Genomic DNA, 13,981 nt, shown 5'->3' on the forward strand with positions numbered 1-13,981 from the left:
TATACCTGATCTGTTTCTCTATTGGATGACAAATTTGTTATCTATAATGCTGATTTCGCAGCAAGCTTGGATGCGGGAAGTTTGACTAAGCGTAAGCCATTAAAAATGACTAACAAGCTTGCCCCCATATCCGCAAAAACCGCCATCCAAAGACTTGCAGAACCAAAGACTGCAAGTACTAAGAAAACAACTTTTATCCCCAACGCTAAACTAATGTTCTGTTTCAGAATGCGGGAGGTACGTTGACTCAATTGAATAAATTGAGGGATCTTACGCAGATCATCATCCATTAATGCCACATCGGCCGTTTCCAATGCGGTATCCGTCCCAGCGGCACCCATCGCAAATCCAATATGGGCTTTGGCCAGTGCTGGGGCATCATTAATACCATCGCCCACCATCCCGACGTGACCATATTGTGTTATTTCTTGCTGAATAGCCGCTAATTTATCCTCTGGCAATAAGTCGCCACGCGCGTCGTCAATACCGACCAGCTTGGCAATCGCCTTAGCCGTGAGCGTATTGTCACCAGTCAGCATCACGGTACGCACGCCCATCGCATGTAGTTCGGCAATGGCTTGTCGGCTAGTTTCTCGAACTGTATCGGCTACGGCAACCATCAGAAGTGGCGCTGTTTCATTACAGAGAATGACCACAGTTTTTCCATCACCTTCAAAGGTGCGTAAAGTCGCTTCCAGGCTCGTGTTACAGATACCTAATTCTTCAACCAGTCGATGATTGCCTAAATAAAACCACTGATCATCCACGCGTGCTTTTACACCACGTCCCATCAAAGCTTCAAACTGAGATACTTCAGTGAGAGAAACAGTAGAAAATTGCGATTGCCAATACCGACTAATGGCACCAGAGACAGGATGATCTGAACGGTTCGCTAAACTTGCCGCAAGCCCTAAATGGGCGTTGGTATCCCCTTGAAGTGGCGTGATATCGGTGACACTAGGCTTCCCCAACGTAATGGTGCCGGTTTTATCCAGTGCAAGCACTTTCAAATTACGACCGTCTTCAAGATAAATTCCACCTTTGATCAAGATGCCCGCTTTAGCTGCTGCGGCCAGTCCACTCACTACTGTCACTGGTGTTGACACCACGAGTGCACAAGGGCAAGCAATCACGAGTAATACCAAGGCTTTGTAGACCCATACCGACCACAACAGTCCAAAAAAGACAGGCGGCACAATCATGACTGCCAACGCTAACAAGAAGACCACAGGTGTGTAAATTTTGGCGAATTGATCCACAAAACGTTGTGTAGGCGCACGGCTAGCTTGCGCTTCTTCAATGCGCACAATAATGCGTGCCAACATCGAATCTGATTTTGTGGAAGAGACACGATAGAGAAAGGAACCGCTTTGATTAATCGTCCCAGCAAATACCTGATCCCCAATATTTTTTGCAACTGGCATACTTTCTCCTGTAATCGGAGCCTGATCAATCGCAGATCCCCCCTCAGTCAATATGCCATCAAGCGGAACGCGTTCTCCGGGCGCGACCCGTAGAATCGCTCCAATTTGAATTTGGTCAGTTCCTACGGTGAGCCAAGTACCATCAGCCTGTTTCACCGTCGCTTGTTCAGGTGCCATCGCCATTAATCCCCGAATGGCATTGCGCGCACGGTCTAAGGATAAGGCTTCGATCATTTCTGACAGGCTAAACAAAGCCATCACCATTGCCGCCTCTGGCCATTGCCCGATGATCACAGCACCTGTAACAGCAATTGCCATCAGGGCGTTAATGTTTAAATTGAGATTGGCGAGCGCGATCCATCCTTTTTTATAGGTGCCAACGCCACTGATGAGAATGGCAAATAAGGATAGCGCAATCACAGCCCAACTTGATTCGTTGCCACTCACCCAGGCAATCACTTCTGCAGCAATCGCGCTGGCAACACCCAAACCAATCAGCCACCATGATTTACTGCTCGTAGGGGATGTGCTTGGGTGTTGTTGGGCTTGCGTCGCCGTATCGACCAGCTCGGCTTGCATACCGATTTCCTGTAAAGCTTGCTGAATCGGTTTTTCATCCGCTAGTCGATGTTCGACTGTGAGTTTTCGTTCTAGCAGATTAAATTTAAGCTGCGTAATGCCTTTAATAGAAGTCAGTTTCTGACGAATCAAAGTTTCTTCCGTGGGGCAATCCATGTTCTCAATTCTATATACCACCGATGATGCACCGACGGCGGAGGGTGACTCCGGTGACGTTGCAGTGATCGGCGGTGTATCCCCACAAGCACAGTCATGTTGATTACTGCTACGAATGGATGTTTCCTCAGTTGTGGATGACATAAAAGCTCCTTAGGGCGTATAGTGCCATTAGAAACCCTGTAGTAGGTATAGGGTCAAGCATTATTTTGCGATGAGGATGAATCGAATGGAATTAAAGATTGGTGAACTCGCAAAACGATCTGGTTGTCAGGTAGAAACCATTCGTTTTTATGAAAAGGAAGGCTTACTTCTTCCAGCCATACGCTCGCAAGGAAATTATCGTTTGTATGGTGACAGCCATGCTGAACGACTTTTATTTATCCGCCACTGTCGATCATTGGATATGACCTTGTATGAAATCCGTCAGCTTTTACTTTTTAAGGATGCGCCTCAGGAGACCTGCACGGAAGTGAATCAAATTTTAGATAAACATATTGACCATGTTACACATCGCATTCATGAATTGACTGAGTTGCAAAAACAACTCAGTCAATTACGTAGTCTTTGCGACAACCCTACTGCGGGTAAAGATTGCGGTATTTTGCATAATCTTGCGACCACCGAGGGATTGTCGAGTAAAAATTTAGGCAGTCATGGAGGCGGTTGTCATTGATTTTTTTGATCTTCGTTTTCCTTACTTAGTTACCTGCACTACGATATGGACTTTGTTTTTGATCTTACGAAAATTCATCACAAATTGGAATTGCGTCTTTATGAAAGCAATCTATTGGTGCTTTCTAGAGTTAAACAGAGTGTACTCGTGATTTTCATTATTAATCTTTCCTGCTGCGCGAAGTTACTATGCCACGTCGTCTCATTCTTTCTGCTACCGAACAGGGTAGCCTACTAGCCTTACCAGAGAGTCAAGATGATCTCATCCAACATTACACGTTAAATGACGCTGACATGGCACTGGTGCGTCAACGGCGTGGCGACCCTAATAGATTGGGCTTTGCTGTCCAGTTATGTCTGCTCAGGTTTCCCGGATATGCGTTAGGTAATGAATTCGATGTTCCTGAATTGATTATCCAATGGGTAGCGCGTCAAATACGTGTGGATGCTAGTGCATGGGCACATTATGGTGAGCGCGATACCACCCGACGCGAGCACTTATCAGAATTACGTGTTTATTTAGGGCTGCAACCGTTTGGACGAGCTGATTTACGTCTCCTGATTAATGGTTTGACGGATTTAGCAATGCAGACCGATAAAGGGGTAATACTGGCAAACCATGCTTTGTCAATTTTACGCAAATGCAATGTTATTTTGCCGCGTTTGAATGTGATTGATCGTGCGTGCTCGGAAGCCATATCGCGTGCGAATCGGCGCATCTATCGTACTTTGGTCGCGCCATTGGAACCACATCATTTACGGCGACTTGACGCACTTTTAGAAATTCGGCCTGGTAGCGGTATCACCTGGTTATCGTGGTTACGCCAATCACCACGAAAACCAAATTCACGCTACATGATGGAACACATCGAACGATTAAAAATGTTTCAGGCATTAGCTCTGCCTGATGGTATTGGCCGTCATATCCATCAAAATAGGCTCTTAAAAATGGCACGGGAAGGTGGTCAAATGGTACCACGCGACTTAGCCAATTTTGAGGAGGAGCGACGTTACGCCACGTTGCTGGCCTTAGTGATTGAAGGCACAGCCTCTGTCACGGATGAACTGGTTGATCTGCATGATCGCATCCTCGTCCGCCTATTTAGTGTGGCAAAAAACAAGCATCAGCAGCAATTCCAAAAACAGGGTAAAGCGATCAACGACAAGGTCAGACTTTACACGCAAATTGGACGTGCATTGGTGGAGGCAAAGCAAGCGGGTATGGATCCCTATGATGCGATTGAAGCTGTTTTGCCTTGGGATGACTTTACGAAAAGCGTAGCGGAAGCGGCGCAACTGGCGCAACCGGAATCATTCGATCACTTGCACCTCGTCGGTGAAAACTACAGCACACTTCGACGCTATACACCAGAGTTCTTAGATGTCCTAAAAATGCGCGCTGCACCTGCCGCGCAAAGTGTGATGGATGCCGTCGATGTATTGCGTGAAATGAATTTAAAAGGTGCTCGTAAAGTGCCTGATGACGCACCCATCGACTTCATTAAAGCGAGGTGGAAACCATTGGTTTTGACAGAGGATGGTATCGACCGTCGATTCTACGAATTGTGTGTGCTGTCGGAATTAAAAAATTCTTTGCGCTCGGGCGATATTTGGGTACAAGGCTCACGTCAATTCCGTGATTTCGATGAGTATTTGCTGCCAACCGCAAAGTTTGAAGAGATGAGGGTTGCGCGAACGCTTCCTGTTGCCATCAACACGCATTGTGACCAATACCTGGCAGAACGACTGGATTTTCTAGATCAGCAATTGGCCAAAGTAAATCGATTAGCCTTATCGGATGAACTACCAGACGCAATTATCACCGATTCAGGTCTCAAGATGACGCCACTTGATGCAGCGGTACCGGCGGCGGCTCAAGCCTTAATTGATCAAGGCGGCAATATGCTTCCGCGAATAAAGATCACTGAGTTGTTGATGGATGTCGATGATTGGACAGGATTTACCCGTCATTTTATACACCTAAAATCAGGAGAAATCCCCAAGGATCGCAACCTGTTACTTTCAGCGATTCTCGCTGACGCGATCAATTTGGGACTCACCAAAATGGCAGAGTCAAGCCCGGGTGCGACTTATGCCAAATTATCTTGGTTACAGGCATGGCATGTTCGTGACGAAACCTATGCACCTGCGCTGGCCGAGTTGGTCAATGCTCAATTTCGTCACGCATTTGCTGCAAATTGGGGCGACGGCACAACCTCATCATCGGATGGACAACGTTTCCGGGTAGGCGGCAAAGCCGAAAGCACTGGCCATATAAATCCTAAATATGGTGCAGAACCAGGACGGCTTTTCTACACGCATATTTCTGACCAATATGCACCATTTAGCACACGAGTTGTGAATGTCGGCGTTCGTGACTCAACATACGTTTTGGATGGTTTGCTCTATCATGAATCCGATTTACGCATTGAAGAACATTACACTGATACGGCAGGTTTCACCGATCATGTTTTTGCGCTGATGCATTTATTAGGATTCCGGTTTGCACCGCGAATTCGCGATTTAGGCGATACCAAACTTTATATTCCATCGAGAGAGCAGGACTATCCCGCTCTTAAAGCAATGATCGGTGGCACTTTGAATATTAAACATCTGCGTGCTCACTGGGATGAAATACTGCGCCTAGCGTCATCGATTAAACATGGTACTGTCACAGCTTCCTTGATGTTACGAAAGCTTGGTAGTTATCCTCGGCAAAATGGTTTAGCCATCGCTTTGCGCGAACTTGGCCGTATTGAACGAACTTTATTCATACTAGACTGGCTTCAAAATGTAGAATTGCGTCGTCGCGTTCATGCCGGCTTAAATAAAGGGGAGGCACGTAATGCACTGGCAAGAGCGGTATTTTTTAATCGTCTTGGGGAAATCCGGGATCGCAGCTTTGAACAGCAACGTTATCGTGCCAGTGGCTTGAATCTAGTCACCGCCGCGATTGTATTGTGGAATACGGTATATCTTGAACGAATCATTCAAGCAATGCGCGATGCCGGGCAGACAGTCGATGATTCATTATTGCAATATTTATCTCCACTAGGTTGGGAACATATTAACCTTACTGGTGACTATATTTGGCGCCAAAGTAAACGCCTGGATAATGGTGAGTTCCGGTCATTAAGAAAGAACGGAAATCCTTAGCGTACAATTTTTTCCGTTTCCTCAATTTGCCCCTACGTCAACGTTTAGCCGCCTTGGCACAGTGGCATATTTCGCAGGGTTTTCCCGATCCCACTAAATCACCAGTCGTTCGCAAGGTGTTTCGAGGCATACAAGCGCTCCACCCTGCCAGAGAGAAACAAGCGAAGCCATTACAACTTGATCAAGTTGAGCGTGTAGTTAAATGGTTGGATGATTCAATTGACGTGGCGTGCCGGTTAGGGGATCGTCAAAAGGAGCTCCGTTATGTTCGCGACAAGGCACTTTTATTAGTTGGATTCTGGCGCGGCTTTCGTGGCGACGAACTAACAAGATTGCGGATTGAGTATATTGAGATCGTTCGTGGCGAAGGGATGACCTGTTATCTTTCCCAGACCAAAGGTGATCGTCATTACAAGGGAACTAGCTTTAAGACGCCTGCCCTTTCTAGACTTTGTCCGGTAGAGGCATACTTAGAATGGATAAAAGTTTCTCAATTGACTTCAGGGCCAGTTTTTCGTGCGATTGATCGATGGGGTCATATTGATGGCCATGGATTAAATCAAGACAGTCTAGTGCCGATTTTTCGAAAGGTAATGCAGAAAGCCGGGATCGTAGATGTTGAGCTGTACAGTGGGCATTCGTTGCGCCGTGGATTCGCTAATTGGGCAAGTTCAAATCACTGGGATATTAAGACTTTGATGGAATATGTCGGGTGGAAGAACATACAGTCCGCCATCCGCTATATTGACTCTGCAGATTCATATTCCCAAAGACGTATAGAGTCAGGCCTAAAGAACGGCGACAAATAGTCGGAAAAATGTACTATTTTAATTCGACTTATTTAAACTGGATGGTTTCGCTGACAAAACTCATATTTAGTCATACTCACGCACCGATCATAATCCCAAAATCGCACCAAATAGTCTAGCAACCATCAATGAATCAAAGCCGAAATATCTAACACCAAGGCCAACATCGAATCCAATTTACTCAGTCGCCATTGGGGTCGACATTTGCTCAAATGCAGTTAGAGCATCCGCAGCATACATTAATGATGGTCCACCGCCCATATACACGGTCATACCAAGCATCTCTTCAAATTCAGCGCGACTGACACCTAGTTTAATTAAAGCCTGCACATGAAAACCGATGCAGCCATCACAATGGGCGGCAATGCCGAGTGCAAGTGCGATTAATTCCTTCGTCTTTTTATCCAAAGCGCCATCTTTGCTTGCTGCTTGTGCCAGCATCGAGAACGCCTTCATGACATCCGGCGTATCTGTCCGCAATATCGCTAATGATGCGGAAATTGATTTGGTAATATCGCGATAATTCTTATCCATAAATTGCTCCTTGATCGATGTTGATGGCGACATTATGTCTCAGCACTAATTGAATACAGGCAGTCTTCTTACTAGATATTGAGGCATCGCAAATTGCTTAACAATCCCATAGAAATCCCTTGCAATCTGCAGTTAATGAAGTAAGATAGTAATTGATTACTTACTTTATTCAAAGATATCCCCAAAGAAAGAATGTCGAATCGTGGAAATTCATGCAAAGCACCTCCCAGCTGATGAACGCAAAGCTGTTACTGTAGAAGCAGTCATTGCGCTCGCTGCGACCAAGAATCCGGGCGATATCACTACCGCCGCCATTGCTAAACACATGCAATTAACTCAGGGCGCTCTGTTTCGTCACTTCCCAACCAAAGATGCGATTTGGCAGGCAGTGATGGAATGGGTTAGCCAACATCTTCTCGGGCGAATTGATAAAGCATCTGCGGGAATTGAGTCACCACTGAATGCGATGTATGCCATGTTTACAAGCCATTTGGAATTTGTCGTTGAACATCCAGGTGTGCCGCGCATGCTATTTGGCGAGCTGCAAAAAGCGGAGATGACACCGGCAAAACATTTAGCGCAAACCTTAATTCAAGCATACGCAGAACGGCTGCGCGCAATCATAGAGCGTGGAAAATCCGTCGGTGAGATTTCCGCCGAGATCAATACTCAAGCTTGTGCCATTTTGTTCATCGGCACCATTCAAGGTTTGGTAATGCAATCGCTTTTATCTGGAAATATTCAAAAAATTCTACTGGATGCGCCAGAAGTTTTTTCTATTTACGAACGCGGCCTCAGGAGTACCCCATGAAACAAGTGATTCAACAGTATGGACGTAAGTTTGCACTTGCCATCGTCATGAGCCTTATGCTTGGATTGCTAGGCTATGTCTTTTTGCGTTCGGGTCCATTGGCTCCCATTAGCGTCACAACTGTCAATGTTGAAAAGCGTGCAATTCAGCCTTCCCTATTTGGCATTGGAGCCGTAGAAGCGCGTTACACCCATAAGATAGGTCCCACAGTTGCTGGCCGTGTGAAACGCGTTGAGGTGCAAACTGGTGACGTCGTGAAACAAGGGCAAATATTAGCTGAAATTGACCCTATCGATTTTGAGGAGAAAATAAGTGCGCTAGATGCGAGTGTCAAACGCGCAGGTGCGAATATTTTGAGTGCGGAAGCAAACACTCAAGAGTCGCAAGCACGTAAAAAATTTGCAGAGCTACAAGTGAAGCGCTACGAGCAACTTGTGCCATCGCGGGTTATTAGCGAAGAAGCGATGGAAGTGAAACGACAAGATTTTCGTATTGCACAGGCAAATGCTATTGCTGCACAAGCTAACCTCGATGCAATGCGTGATGAACAACAACGCACTCGCGCCGAACGGGATGGCATGGCGCGCCAAAGATCACATTTACGCTTATTGTCACCCGTGGATGGTATCGTGATGCGTCGTGAAATAGATCCAGCAACCACTGTAGTTGCTGGACAAGCTGTGCTAGAGATAGTGGAACCGAGCTCAATTTGGATCAATGCACGTTTTGATCAACAACGAGCTTTCGGTTTAACTTCATCACTACCAGTGCAAATCTCGTTACATACGCGAGCCTCTGCGTTGCCCGGCAAAATCGTCCGTATTGAGCCACATGCCGATTCTGTTACCGAAGAGCTGTTAGCGAAAATTTCATTTGATCATTTGCCGCAACCACTACCCTCGATCGGTGAATTAGTTGAAGTTACGGTCGCTATGCCATTACAAAAAATCATGCCGGTTGTGCCAAATGCCAGCCTGCAACGCTTACAAGGGGAACTTGGAGTATGGAAACTTAATCAGGAAAAATTGCAATTCGTCCCGGTCAAAATTGGTATTAGTGACCTCGCTGGCAACGTCCAAGTGCTAGAGGGATTGCAAGGAGGTGAGCGTATCGTCGTCCACAGTTTTAAAAAATTAAATACAGCCAGTCGAATTAAGGTCGTCGATCAACTTGCCGGAACATCCAAATGATTAGCCTGGCCGGTCGCGATATTTTACATAGCTGGGGTAAATTCGTTTTTACTGGGATCGGCCTTGGCCTATTGATCGGCGTAACTCTCACTATGGCAGGCCTTTATCGCGGCATGGTAGATGATGCAAAAACTCTGCTTGATAATAGCGGCGCTGATTTATGGATCGTGCAACAAGATACCCTCGGGCCATACGCAGAGGCATCGAGTATTTATGACGACACTTATCGCAGCCTACTTGGCATGCAAGGCGTAGCTGCAGCTAGCAATGTGACTTACCTTACGATGCAAGTACGTAGAACCCAAGCGCACAGTACAAGTATGGCGAATGAGGTTCGCGCGATGATTGTCGGCACCGTTACCAACGCACCTGCACAACCAGGGCAGCCAGCCTATCTAGTCGCTGGTAGACACATCACGCGTGATCACTATGAAGCTATCGCAGACATCTCTTCAGGCTTACAACTAGGAGAGAACATCAAAATTCGCCGCAATCAATATCAGGTAGTCGGACTGACCCGTCGCATGGTGTCGTCCGGCGGCGATCCGATGATTTTCATTCCGTTGCGTGATGCGCAAGAGGCACAATTTTTAAAAGACAACGTTGCGATTGTCCGGCAACGTGCACGCACCGCACAAAATCCGGCACTAAATCGACCTAATACGCCAACGCTATTGGCAGCAGTAATTCAGTCACAAAGTGTGAACAACTCCGTTAACGCTGTTTTAGTGCAAATAAGCCCTGGAACCGATCCCGAAAGTGTTGCAGAGCCAATCCGTCGATGGAAGCATTTAACAGTTTATACACGCGTACAAATGGAAGACATATTGATTGCAAAATTAATCGCCACTTCTGCCAAACAAATTGGTATGTTCTTGGTGATATTAGCGATCGTCAGTGCCGCGATTGTTGCCTTCATTATTTACACACTAACGATAGGGAAAATTCGTGAGATCGCAGTACTAAAATTAATTGGTACAAAAAACCGCACAATTGCCACCATGATTCTGCAGCAATCCTTAGCCTTAGGTGTCATCGGTTTTGCAGTAGGAAAAATATCAGCAACATTTTGGGCACCCATTTTCCCCAAATATGTATTGCTAGAAAATAGCGACGCCGTCAGTGGTTTTTTTGCAGTAATGGCGATTTGTATGTTGGCCAGCTTACTCGCGATACGCGTTGCTTTACAGGTAGACCCAGCGGAGGCCATTGGTGGATAAATCAAAAGGCAAAGGTATTCGAATCGAGAATCTAACCAAGACCTATGGTCAAGGAGATACTGCAGTCCATGCCTTAAAAAATGTCAATATGGTGGTAGCCCCCGGCGAAGTGGTTGGTCTGGTGGGGCCATCTGGCTCTGGTAAAAGTACCCTTTTAAAATGTCTCGGTGCCGTCATTGAGCCCACTTCAGGGCGCATGATTTTAGGCCAAGATGTGATCTATGAGAATGGATGGAATATTAAAGATTTACGAGCACTAAGGCGTGACAAGATTGGTTTTGTTTTTCAAGCACCGTATTTAATTCCGTTCTTAGATGTCACTGATAATGTAGCTCTATTACCAATGCTGGCAGGTGTTGCCAATGCCGAAGCTCGTCAACGTGCGGTCGCACTCTTAGAGGCGTTGGATGTAGGACATAGAGCCAAAGCAATGCCATCCCAATTATCTGGTGGCGAGCAACAAAGGGTTTCGATTGCACGTGGATTAATCAACCGGCCACCAGTCATCTTAGCCGATGAGCCAACAGCACCACTTGATAGTGAACGCGCATTAGCTGTCATCCGCATACTCAACCAAATGGCTAAACAGTTCGATACCGCCATCGTCGTTGTTACTCACGATGAAAAAATTATCCCCACGTTCAAGCGGATTTATCACATACGCGACGGCGTGACTTATGAAGAAGCTGGAGAAGGCAGAAACTTTGCTTAGGGTCTCGATGAATCGCAACATCGTTGTCTTTGACTCGTGAAAACTTCTTACAGAATTTATCGATGATGTGACCTTGCACAGTAAGGGGGCCATAGATGTGCCGACACACATCTATGGGGATAAAGTTCAAAACACAAATCTCGACTAGATATCAAAAACCAACTGATGAGGACAACTCTGCATAGAATGTATCGCTATACAGTTAGCATCAGTTCGCATTTTGAAAGTTGCCGATCAATAAATCAAATCAGAACTTCCATGTGCCACTAACATACATAGAACGTCCAACTCCCGGCACGGTCGTCCCATGAGGAACGCCCATTCCCATCGTTGCTCCCTGCCCCAGATAAGCACCACCCAAGGGTAAAGAATAAAAACGATTGGTTAAATTTTCCACACCAAAATCAATTCGTCCCTGCTGAAAATCATAACTTGCACGCAGATTTACCAATGCGTAACCAGAAGTATTTAACTCACGGCGAATTTCTGAAACATGAGATTTAGCATTGACCACCTGCCACTCTAAGGTATTTGTCCATCGATCAATTTGCTGCTGCAAGCTGAATTTTGCATTCAATGGCATGATGTTATAGAGACCGGTACGCGTTTGTGTGTTCTCTCCGCGCACATAATTGATAACGCCTTTCGCATGAATTTTTCCAAAATCACGGGATTGTGCGAGCGTTTTTTCGAACGACAAATCGATTCCGAATAACTCCGCCTGCTGGTTACTCAAACTTAAGTTAACAAAACCATCTTTGCGCGCAGCACAAATTTTTCCAATAGACGAACAAGCGACAGCATCAATGTAATCACGCACCCTTGTATAAAATGGCGCAAGCTTGAATTCAATTCCGCTGTCAACAAAATTCTGCCAATGAATTGTCGCACTCAAGGTTTGTGCAATCTCTGGTTTCAACTGCAAATTACCAACGTAGCCATTGCCATCGCCAAACCAATTGTTCATGTTCATCACCATGGTATTACTATTTGCCCATGTATAACGCTCGTATAAATTGGGTGAACGCGTCTTGTAAGCATAGCCGCCATCAACACTAAAATTACTATCTGGGGCAAAACGAAATACCGCGCTTACATCAACATTATGATCGTTGCGTTGACGATCACTATGATTGAAGATGCCAGGAATAGATGTGGTGGAAGTTGGATCACCATAGGCCATATTGTTATATCCAGCGACGGCACCGCTATCCATTCTGACGCGTTCACTGCGCACACCGAGCTGACTAAACCAAGCAGGACTCCACTGCGCTTCCCACTCAGCGAATATAGCAAGTCGATTGCGTTCGCCATCTTTAATATTGATAAAGGTATTCGGTGCCATCATCATGCCCGTACCTGATGCGTTCCACCAATCGTTCATGCGATATCGCTGTAATTCGGAGCCAAGAATCAATTTATCACGTTCAGACAACACCCAATCTACTTTGAGTACCGCGCCAGTATTATGTCCCGCTGTTTCCATCGGCATGCCAGGCGCATTACCATACCAATATTGCTTATCATCAGAAAAATTCATTCTATGTTGCGTGTGCTCATGATAAATCCGTGCATCAACATTGCCCCACTCAAGTTGCTGGCGATAATGCAGATTGATTTGCTCACTACGATTACGCGTCATATCCATGCGTTGATTTGGAAAGCCTTGTAAAGGAATATCTTGCAACCCTAGTTTCAATTCGAGTAATTGATTTGAGCCCCTTATCGCAAAGCCTAATGCATGATTTTCACTTTGGTAAGCGGATGAACCAACCTCTCGGCCAGATGTCACGCTTCCTAAGGCAGACAACCCATTCAATTTAAAAGACTTCGCTGCCAGATAATTATCGGCTTTTGCAACTGCACCTGAATAGTTCAAACTGAAGCTGGGTGTCGCATAATTAGCGTTTACATTGGCGCCGCGAGCATGACTATTACTTCGATAAAAAATACTCGTCTTTCCCTTCAAAAGACTTTCCTGATTTTTTCCTGCAAAGACCGGAGTTACTGAATTGACTTTGATGGTGCCACCGATACTGTCGCCGCCACTGCTGACAGGGGCAATACCATTCAGTACCTGTATACTTCCTACATTGCTTGGATCGATATAAGACAGTGGAGGATTCATATGATTTGCACAGCCCGAAATCAAGTTCATACCATCAACCTGAATACGCAAACGATCATCTGCTAAACCATGTAAGGATGGTAGGCTCGAAAGTCCACCAGCTTTATATAAACTCATGCCTGGAATATTTTCTAAGAGTGACGCTGTATCACTCAAAATGCTCGCTGACCCAGCTTTACTTTCTCCATCAACGTTAGGTGCAGCAATCTTCTCTCCACGAATAGTGATTTGACTAAGTTCTTGATTTTTCTTTGAAGCACTTTGCTGGACTTGGCCAAAAGAAAATTGGCTTGTGAATGTGGCGACAATAGCCAAAACAATTAATTTTTTTCGATAAAGTGTATTCATAATTAGTTCTTCAATAAATTTTTTCGTTAAGAACATTTATAGGAATGTTCCTGTGAACGATATGTGTAGGCAGTAGCGCAAGCTACGCAAAAAATTGGACTCGTCACGAGATAAAATGTTTGCCTTTTTTCAGGCAGAACAAATATCTCACTCCATTACTCTTATTGTTCTATTGAGGCGTAATGAGATATCCATTCATTACCCTGAGCTTCGTCATAGTAATGAACGGTTGTTGATCA

General features: G+C 45.5%; 10 protein-coding genes. 7 read left to right on the forward strand and 3 right to left on the reverse strand.

From position 1 onward, the window contains the following. Positions 1 to 41: 41 nt before the first annotated feature. Positions 42 to 2,303, reverse strand: a complete 2,262-nt coding sequence (locus tag KDM92_RS01110; RefSeq protein ID WP_212682624.1) for a heavy metal translocating P-type ATPase — start codon at positions 2,301 to 2,303, stop codon at positions 42 to 44. 76 nt (positions 2,304 to 2,379) lie between these two features. Between KDM92_RS01110 and cadR the strand changes: the two genes are divergently transcribed. The 3 genes from cadR (at position 2,380) to KDM92_RS01125 (ending at position 6,799) form a co-directional block, all read left to right on the forward strand. Beyond that, the gene (gene cadR / locus KDM92_RS01115; protein WP_438947452.1) at positions 2,380 to 2,835 is read left to right on the forward strand and encodes a Cd(II)/Pb(II)-responsive transcriptional regulator; all 456 of its coding nucleotides are present in this window, start codon (positions 2,380 to 2,382) and stop codon (positions 2,833 to 2,835) included. Between the two features lie 188 nt (positions 2,836 to 3,023). Further along, complete coding sequence (locus KDM92_RS01120; protein ID WP_212682626.1) at positions 3,024 to 5,990, forward strand: Tn3 family transposase; 2,967 nt, start codon at positions 3,024 to 3,026, stop codon at positions 5,988 to 5,990. A gap of 26 nt (positions 5,991 to 6,016) precedes the next feature. After that, a complete protein-coding gene (locus KDM92_RS01125; protein ID WP_212682627.1) occupies positions 6,017 to 6,799 on the forward strand; it encodes a site-specific integrase in 783 nt (260 codons plus the stop codon). Between the two features lie 177 nt (positions 6,800 to 6,976). Here KDM92_RS01125 and KDM92_RS01130 read toward each other — a convergent pair whose 3' ends face one another. After that, a complete protein-coding gene (locus KDM92_RS01130; RefSeq protein WP_212682628.1) occupies positions 6,977 to 7,333 on the reverse strand; it encodes a carboxymuconolactone decarboxylase family protein in 357 nt (118 codons plus the stop codon). A gap of 202 nt (positions 7,334 to 7,535) precedes the next feature. On the opposite strand from KDM92_RS01130, the gene KDM92_RS01135 reads away from it, so the two are divergent. Genes KDM92_RS01135 through KDM92_RS01150 form a run of 4 tightly spaced genes read left to right on the forward strand, consistent with a single transcriptional unit; the run spans position 7,536 to position 11,266 of the window. Beyond that, positions 7,536 to 8,144 carry a TetR/AcrR family transcriptional regulator gene (locus tag KDM92_RS01135; protein WP_212682629.1) on the forward strand — a complete coding sequence of 203 codons (609 nt, stop codon included), beginning with the start codon at positions 7,536 to 7,538 and terminating at the stop codon, positions 8,142 to 8,144. Further along, on the forward strand, positions 8,141 to 9,334 hold the full coding sequence (locus KDM92_RS01140) for an efflux RND transporter periplasmic adaptor subunit (RefSeq protein ID WP_212682630.1): 1,194 nt from the start codon (positions 8,141 to 8,143) through the stop codon (positions 9,332 to 9,334). Before KDM92_RS01135 ends, KDM92_RS01140 begins: the two co-directional genes overlap by 4 nt. Continuing rightward, complete coding sequence (locus KDM92_RS01145; protein WP_212682631.1) at positions 9,331 to 10,554, forward strand: ABC transporter permease; 1,224 nt, start codon at positions 9,331 to 9,333, stop codon at positions 10,552 to 10,554. Before KDM92_RS01140 ends, KDM92_RS01145 begins: the two co-directional genes overlap by 4 nt. After that, a complete protein-coding gene (locus tag KDM92_RS01150) occupies positions 10,547 to 11,266 on the forward strand; it encodes an ABC transporter ATP-binding protein (protein WP_212682632.1) in 720 nt (239 codons plus the stop codon). Before KDM92_RS01145 ends, KDM92_RS01150 begins: the two co-directional genes overlap by 8 nt. 247 nt (positions 11,267 to 11,513) lie before the next feature. Here KDM92_RS01150 and KDM92_RS01155 read toward each other — a convergent pair whose 3' ends face one another. Then, on the reverse strand, positions 11,514 to 13,742 hold the full coding sequence (locus KDM92_RS01155; protein WP_212682633.1) for a TonB-dependent receptor plug domain-containing protein: 2,229 nt from the start codon (positions 13,740 to 13,742) through the stop codon (positions 11,514 to 11,516). Positions 13,743 to 13,981: the final 239 nt, after the last annotated feature.

It is taken from the genome of Affinundibacterium baiyunense (assembly GCF_018139645.1).
GTDB lineage: Bacteria > Pseudomonadota > Gammaproteobacteria > Burkholderiales > Burkholderiaceae_D > Undibacterium > Undibacterium baiyunense.

Coding starts and splice junctions, on each gene's coding strand:
- KDM92_RS01110 (WP_212682624.1), bottom strand. CDS start 2,303: ATGTCATCCACAACTGAGGAAACATCCATTCGTAGCAGTAATCAACAT.
- cadR (WP_438947452.1), top strand. CDS start 2,380: ATGAATCGAATGGAATTAAAGATTGGTGAACTCGCAAAACGATCTGGT.
- KDM92_RS01120 (WP_212682626.1), top strand. CDS start 3,024: ATGCCACGTCGTCTCATTCTTTCTGCTACCGAACAGGGTAGCCTACTA.
- KDM92_RS01130 (WP_212682628.1), bottom strand. CDS start 7,333: ATGGATAAGAATTATCGCGATATTACCAAATCAATTTCCGCATCATTA.
- KDM92_RS01140 (WP_212682630.1), top strand. CDS start 8,141: ATGAAACAAGTGATTCAACAGTATGGACGTAAGTTTGCACTTGCCATC.
- KDM92_RS01145 (WP_212682631.1), top strand. CDS start 9,331: ATGATTAGCCTGGCCGGTCGCGATATTTTACATAGCTGGGGTAAATTC.
- KDM92_RS01155 (WP_212682633.1), bottom strand. CDS start 13,742: ATGAATACACTTTATCGAAAAAAATTAATTGTTTTGGCTATTGTCGCC.